This is a genomic window from Acetobacter tropicalis, assembly GCF_001580915.1.
GTDB classification, from domain to species: domain Bacteria; phylum Pseudomonadota; class Alphaproteobacteria; order Acetobacterales; family Acetobacteraceae; genus Acetobacter; species Acetobacter tropicalis.
The window spans coordinates 48,000-54,777 of sequence record NZ_LHZQ01000206.1 but is presented as its reverse complement, the minus strand read 5'-3'; the positions used below and the strand labels follow the sequence as shown (position 1 = coordinate 54,777).

The 6,778-nt window shown below is 58.0% G+C and carries 6 protein-coding genes; 3 read left to right on the top strand and 3 right to left on the bottom strand.

Going from position 1 to position 6,778, the window contains the following annotated elements; translation table 11 throughout:
- From AD944_RS08990 to AD944_RS08980, 3 genes are all read right to left on the bottom strand, one after another.
- Positions 1-304, bottom strand: a 304-nt coding sequence (locus tag AD944_RS08990) for a hypothetical protein (RefSeq protein ID WP_061474824.1), incomplete at its 3' end; no start/stop codon positions are given.
- Positions 305-421: 117 nt separating this feature from the next.
- A complete protein-coding gene (locus tag AD944_RS08985) occupies positions 422-1,723 on the bottom strand; it encodes an MFS transporter (protein ID WP_045542305.1) in 1,302 nt (433 codons plus the stop codon).
- Between the two features lie 138 nt (positions 1,724-1,861).
- Complete coding sequence (locus AD944_RS08980; protein ID WP_045542304.1) at positions 1,862-3,145, bottom strand: dicarboxylate/amino acid:cation symporter; 1,284 nt, start codon at positions 3,143-3,145, stop codon at positions 1,862-1,864.
- A gap of 170 nt (positions 3,146-3,315) precedes the next feature.
- Between AD944_RS08980 and AD944_RS08975 the strand changes: the two genes are divergently transcribed.
- The 3 genes from AD944_RS08975 to AD944_RS08965 are packed head-to-tail and all read left to right on the top strand — an operon-like array spanning position 3,316 to position 6,741.
- Entirely contained in the window at positions 3,316-4,656 is a 1,341-nt protein-coding gene (locus AD944_RS08975) for a DNA recombination protein RmuC (RefSeq protein ID WP_045542303.1), read from the top strand.
- The gene (locus AD944_RS08970; RefSeq protein WP_045542302.1) at positions 4,653-5,396 is read left to right on the top strand and encodes a response regulator transcription factor; all 744 of its coding nucleotides are present in this window, start codon (positions 4,653-4,655) and stop codon (positions 5,394-5,396) included. The genes AD944_RS08975 and AD944_RS08970 overlap by 4 nt, the downstream gene beginning before the upstream one ends.
- Positions 5,383-6,741, top strand: coding sequence for a sensor histidine kinase (locus AD944_RS08965; protein ID WP_082741219.1), 1,359 nt, complete (start codon positions 5,383-5,385; stop codon positions 6,739-6,741). Before AD944_RS08970 ends, AD944_RS08965 begins: the two co-directional genes overlap by 14 nt.
- Positions 6,742-6,778 lie beyond the last annotated feature (37 nt).

The following is a 6,778-nucleotide window of genomic DNA, read 5'->3' as shown; positions in this document are numbered from 1 at the left end:
GCGGGGGGGGGGGGGGTGGCGCATAAGCTACGGGCGGCGGTGCAGCGTTGCCCATGGCAGCTCCTGCCAGAGCGCCGACCGCCAGACCACCAATCAGGGCACCGGCAATAGCGCCCCCATTGCCACCACGATGGTGCCAGTGGCGCGGACCACCGCCTCCCCAATAGCCGCGTGGCGGCGGAGCGCCCCAGCGTGGACCACCGCCCCAATGGGGGCCGGGATGCGCCTCGGCTGCCGGAACGCTTGCCAGTGCTGTGCCAGCAATAATGGGCAGAGCAAGAAGAAGTTTTGTCATACGGCGCATGATGTATGCCTCCTGAAAACGGGAAGGGAGGGGCGAACCGCTCCTCTTCTCTGTTTTCAAATAATGCGCTCCCTCATGGCAATTTAAAGGCTCCTTGTGGGCGATTTCGGCCTCTTCCTAATTTTTTTGTAATGTCTGCGCGGCTGCGGATGCCCCGTTTTCTTCACTGATCCGGTCGGTTTTGCGTAGGGTCAGAACAGTCAGGAGGGTAACGGCGGCACAAAGTGAAACGTAATAGGCAAACCAGATGTCATGCCCGGCCTGACGGCACCATAGGGCGATATATTCCGTGGTGCCGCCAAACAGAGAGACGGTAACGGCGTAGGGCAGGGCCACACCCAGCGCGCGCACCTGTGTGGGAAAGAGTTCTGCCTTCACCACTGCGTTGATGGAGGTGTAGCCGGAGGCAATAAACAGCGCCCCGGTAATCAGCCCAAACGCAGCCCATGGGGACTGAACACCGGAGAGCAGAGTAAGCAGTGGAACCGTGCCCAGCGTGGCGCAAATGCCAAAATAGAGCAGCAGCGGTTTGCGGCCAATTCGGTCAGACAGAGCGCCAAAGGCGGGCTGCATCAGGGCAAAGGCCAGCAGTGATGCGGATGAGACCAGCGTTGCGGTATTTTTGGGAAAAGCGAGCGTGTTGGCCAAGTATTTCTGCATGTAGATGGTGTAGGTATAAAATACTACTGTGCCCCCTAGCGTCATGCCGCACACAGTCAGCACCGACCGTTTATGCTGCAGGAGAACACGCAGACCACCCTGTTCCTGTTTTTCGTGGCTGCGTTCAAAGCGTTCACTTTCCTGCATCTGCCGCCGGAGCCAAAAGATCAGAACGGCTCCTGCCGCACCCAGTAGGAAGGGAACGCGCCAGCCCCAGACCTCAATCTGCTGAGGTGTGAGGAACACATATTGCATCAGCAGCAGGATCACGAGCGCAAGCAACTGGCCCATGACAAGGGTGACGGAAAGAAAACCTGACCAGAAACCACGATTCTGGGGGTCAGACATCTCCGCCAGATAAGTGGCGGAGGCCCCATATTCTCCGCCCAGACTAAGGCCCTGTACCAGTCGCGCTACAAGCAGCACGGCAGGTGCCAGCAAGCCGATCTGCGTATAAGTGGGGCACACCGCAATGGCGAGGGAGCCAAGGCACATGGCCGTAACGGAGAGGGTCAGGGCCTTACGGCGGCCATAACGGTCAGCGGCGGCACCCAGCAGCCACCCACCAATGGGGCGCATAAAGAAGCCAACGGCAAAAACAGCGGCAGCGTTCAGCAGTTCTGCGGTTTCATTTCCACGGGGGAAGAAAGCGTGCGCAAAATAAATGGTGAAAGAGGAATAAACATACCAGTCATAATATTCCAGCAGGTTTCCGGCGGACCCTGCCAGAATACCACGCAGACGCTGCGCCGTGGTCATTCCGGATCTCCGTTGTTTTTAAGCCTGAAAAGGCTGCCTGAATACTCGGCCAGCGTTTCCTGGCCGGATATTCAAAAAGCCTCTAAACCGGGGGTAAAGCAGAGGTTGCGTGAGGATGGTTTTTTTGAAAGGCAGCCGTCATTCACTTTTGCGCTTGTCCAGTGCGGCGTGAAGCTGGGTGGTGTCCAGCGCATTTTCCCACCGGGAAATGACAATAGCCGCCACGGCGTTCCCCACCAGATTGGTAAGAGACCGACATTCCGACATGAAGCGGTCAATTCCCAGAATAAGCGCCATGCCCGCCACCGGCACACTCGGCACGACGGAGAGGGTGGCGGCCAGCGTAATGAAACCAGCGCCCGTGACCCCGGCAGCTCCCTTGGAACTGACCATGGCCACGAGCAGCAAGGCTGTCTGTTCGCCTAAACTAAGGTGAACATCCGTGGCCTGCGCAATGAACAGCGCGGCCAGTGTCATATAAATATTAGTGCCATCCAGATTGAATGAATAGCCCATGGGTACCACCAGCCCGACAATCCCTTGCGGGCAACCTGCGTTTTCAAGTTTGGAAATAAGGCCGGGTAATGCGGATTCAGAAGAGCTGGTGCCGAGCACAATCAGCAGTTCTTCCTTCAGGTAATTCAGCAGGCGCAGGATGCTGAAGCCCATCAGGCGCGTGACAATACCAAGAATACCGCAAACAAAGACTATGGCGGTCAGGTAAAACGCTAAAACCAACTCAATCAGGTGGCTAATAGAGGCCACACCAAACTTGCCTACCGTAAACGCCATGGCGCCAAATGCCCCGATAGGCGCCACATACATCACCAGCCGCACCACGCCAAACACCAGTTCCGTCAGGCTACGGAACAGGGTCAGCACTTTTTCCCCCGCAGGGCCCATCTTGGCCAGACTGATACCAAACAGGATGGCCACCAGCAGAACCTGAAGAATTTCGCCAGAGGTGAATGCCCCTGCCGTTGTGGCGGGGATGATGCGCATCAGGAATTCTGTAAAGGAGTGAGAGTGGGCTTCACTCACAAAGGAGGCCACGGACCCTGCATCCAGAGATTCCGGCTTGATGTGCAGTCCGGCGCCCGGGCGCGCCACATTGGCGACAATCATGCCCACAATAAGCGCGAAGGTGGAGAAAAACAGGAAGTAGGCCATGGCCTTGCCTGCCACGCGGCCTGTCTGCTTCAGGTCCGCCATACCGGCAATGCCGGTGCACACAGTCAGAAAAATAACTGGCGCGATCACCATCTTGATCAGTTTGACAAAACCATCACCAAGTGGGCGGAGGGAGGCCCCGATATTGGGGAAAAAATATCCAACCAGAATGCCTGTAACAACAGCAATAATAACCTGAAGATACAAAGAATGGCTGCGACCGGAAGACGGAGAGTGGCTGGGCAGAGACACGCGTAAAGTTTCCTGTTTGTTCGTTATTCTTGTAAAGCAGCTATTTGCGCGGCAAACCTCATACCATTGTTATCAAAGGGATGTCATTGCATTGTCGTGATAAGAGCGAATTGGTTCATCACGTGTTGCATACACTCCCCTTTTTGAAGAAGGGATGACAAGACCGGCCTATGGAAAATAGTCTACTGCTTGCTGGTGTTGCCATAGGGGCGCTTGCGCTTGGCGCGGTCATGACGTTGCTTCTGCGCCCTCGCGCTCAGGAGGGCGGGGCGGATGCTGATCTGCTGGCCCGGCTGTATGTGCTGATTGAGCGGGAAGCCGCCGTCAGCCGGTCGGAAGCCACGCAGCAGCGGGGTACCCTCTCTGAAATGGAGCGGGGCATGATGGCGCGGATCGAACAGATGCGCACGGAAATGGCCGAACGGCTGGGCGGCATAGCGGGCAGCATGGGGCGGGAGCAGGCCGAAGCCCGCGCAGCGCAGTCGGAAGCTCTGCGTGAGATGGCCGAGGCCTCTGCCCGTCAGTTGGGGGCCATTCGCACAGCGGTGACAGAGCAGTTGCATGAGGCCGTTGAACGCCAGATGCAGACTTCCTTCCAGCGCGTGCTCGAGCAGTTTTCCGCCATGCAGAAGGCTATGGGGGAGGTCCGCGCCATGACAGCGCAGATCAGTGATCTCAAACGCCTGTTCAGCAATGTGAAGACCCGTGGCGGCTGGGGAGAGGCGCAACTCAAAGCCATTCTGGATGATGTGCTGCCCGAAGGCGCGTATGAGTCAAACGTGCGGCTGGGGCCCGGGAATGATGTGGTTGAATTTGCCATCCGCATGCCGGTGCGTGCCAGCACGCCGCCCGTTATGGCCATTGACAGCAAATTCCCCACCGAGGCGTACGAGCGCCTTCTGAACGCGGCAGAAGAAGGGGATGCCGTGGGGGAAAAGGCTGCACGCAAGGCGCTTGAAAACACGATGCGGCTGGAAGCGCGTAAAATTGCCGCCAAATATATTCAGCCGCCCAGAACGGTTGAATTTGCCGTGCTCTATCTGCCAACCGATGGATTGTACGCGGAGGCCGCGCGTATTCCGGGCCTGTTTGATGAAATCAGCCGGACCTGCCGTGTCATGATCATGGGGCCAGCCCTGATGCCCGCCATGTTGCGCACGGTGCATCTGGGGTATGTGACCCTCGCGCTGGAAGACCGGACGGAAACAATAGCCCGGCTGTTGGGGGCCACCCGTCAGGAAATGATCAAGATGGACGGCGTGTTGGAAAAACTGGCCCGGAATGCACAGGCCATGTCTTCCTCCATTGAAGAAGCGCGGCGGCGCACGCGGGTTGTCAGCCGCCGTTTGCGAGAACTTGATGGCCCGGAAGACACGGAAGGGAGTATGGTGCCTGAAAGCGCGGCCCGGAAACCAGAGGGAGAAGGGGGACTTCCCCCAGCAGGTGTCTCTCACTCTGAAATGGAATTTACTGGCGTAACCCCACAGAAGACAGCATCAGAACAGATATGAATGACGAAACGGCATTGGAAACAGCACAGGGTGATAACGGCACAGGGCAGGAAAATCAGCCCCGTGGCGCGGTTCTTCTGATAGAAGACGATAGCACCATTGCTGAAGAAATTGTTGGGGAACTGACGGCCCACGGTCTGGACGTGCAACATCGCGCCACAGGCGATGCTGGCCTTGCGGCGGCGCTGGCGGGTAGTGTGGATGTGATGGTGGTGGACCGTCTGCTGCCCGGCATGGATGGCCTGACGGTTATCGAAACCCTGCGTCAGCGCGGCATCCGCACACCTGTTCTTGTGCTGTCTGCTCTTTCCGCCGTGGATGACCGCGTGACTGGTCTGAAGGCGGGCGGTGATGACTACCTGACCAAGCCCTTTGCCATGGAAGAACTGCTGGCACGGGTTGAGGCGTTGCTGCGCCGTCCGGATGACACCCGCAGCACGCGCCTGCGCGTGGGGCCGTTGGAGATGGATCTGATCGAGCGCCGCGTCTGGCGGGATGGGCGAGAGATTGAACTGCTGCCGCGTGAGTTCCGGCTTCTGGAATATCTGATGCGCAGGCCGGATCAGGTGCTCACCCGGTCCATGTTGCTGGAAGATGTGTGGCAGTATCGCTTTATTCCGCGCACCAATCTGGTGGATGTGCATATCGGTAAACTGCGTCGCAAGGTTGATGCTCCGGGTGAGGAACCATTGATCAGAAGCATTCGCGGCACCGGATTCCTGCTGCGTGTTCCTGACTGAGCTTTTCCGCACCGCCGCATTCCGCCTCACTCTTATGGCGCTGGCCGCCATGGCAGGCGTGATGGTGATGCAGTTTGCGCTGGTATATACGCAGATGGAGGCGGTGGAATCTCATCGCTCTACTGAACTGCTGCGTGGTGAAGCCAAACTGCTTGCCGAAATGACGCCGGAGCATCTGGAATACGTTATCCGGAAACGTGCGACGGATGATATGCGGCTGGTTATCAGCAGCGCGGGGCTGTTTGACCCGAGCCATGCCCTGATTACGGGTGATCTGCGGTCTTGGCCTCGGGGCCTGAAAGCAGACGGTAAACCCCATAATATTGAAATCTACCCGGAAGAAGGGGCCGCTTATCCGCTGCGCCTGCTGGCTGTCACGCTGGCGGATGGCAATATTCTGGTGCTGGGGCGCAGCTTTCATCTTCTGGCAGAACAGAAACTCATGCTCCGGCATGCCACGGTGCTGGCGGCCGTGCCGACCTTGCTGTTCGCGCTGTTGCTGGGGATGGTGCTTAGCCACCGCGCCCTCTCCCGCGTGAAAGACATGCATGAGGCGATAGACCTGATTATGGCAGGCGATATTCATGAACGCCTGCCTGCGGGCAAGGAGCGGGATGATCTGGAACGGCTTGCGGGAAGTGTGAACCGCATGCTGGACCGGCTGGAAAGCCTGATGAATGGCATGCGCGAGGTGGGGAACGATATCGCCCATGATCTGCGCACACCGCTCTCCCGCGTGCGGGCCAAGCTGGAGCGGGCGCTTTCCACCGGCGGCCCGCGCGATACGCTGGAGGGGGCTGTCTCCCGCGCAGTGGATGATCTGGACCAGTGTCTGGCAATTATCACGGCTTTGCTGCGGATTGCCGAAATTGAAAGCAGCCGTCGTCGGGCTGGCTTTGCGTCCCTTAATCTGGCGGACTTAGTGGCGGATGTGGTGGATCTGTACGAACCTATTGCGGAGACGGAAGGAATCCACCTTGTTACGCAGGTTGCCTCCACGCCCGTTCAGATCAATGGAGACAGACATCTCCTGATCGAACTGCTGGCCAATCTGGTCGATAATGCCATTAAGTTCACCCTGGAGGGTGGTCGGGTAACGGTGGCCGTCATGCGGCAGGCCGATAAGGCCGTGTTGACGGTCACGGATACAGGTATCGGCATTGCTCAGGGGGAGCGGGAGGCGGTGCTCACCCGTTTTTACCGTTCTGACAAAAGCCGCCATGTGCCGGGGAGTGGGCTTGGTCTCAGCCTTGTTTCAGCCATTGCCCATATGCATGATGCCGCTGTTATGGTGGAGGAGGGTGCTGGAGGGCGTGGCACCTGTTTCAGAATTATATTTCAATGACAAATGCATTTATGGCGGCTGATTAAAAGCATTTTTA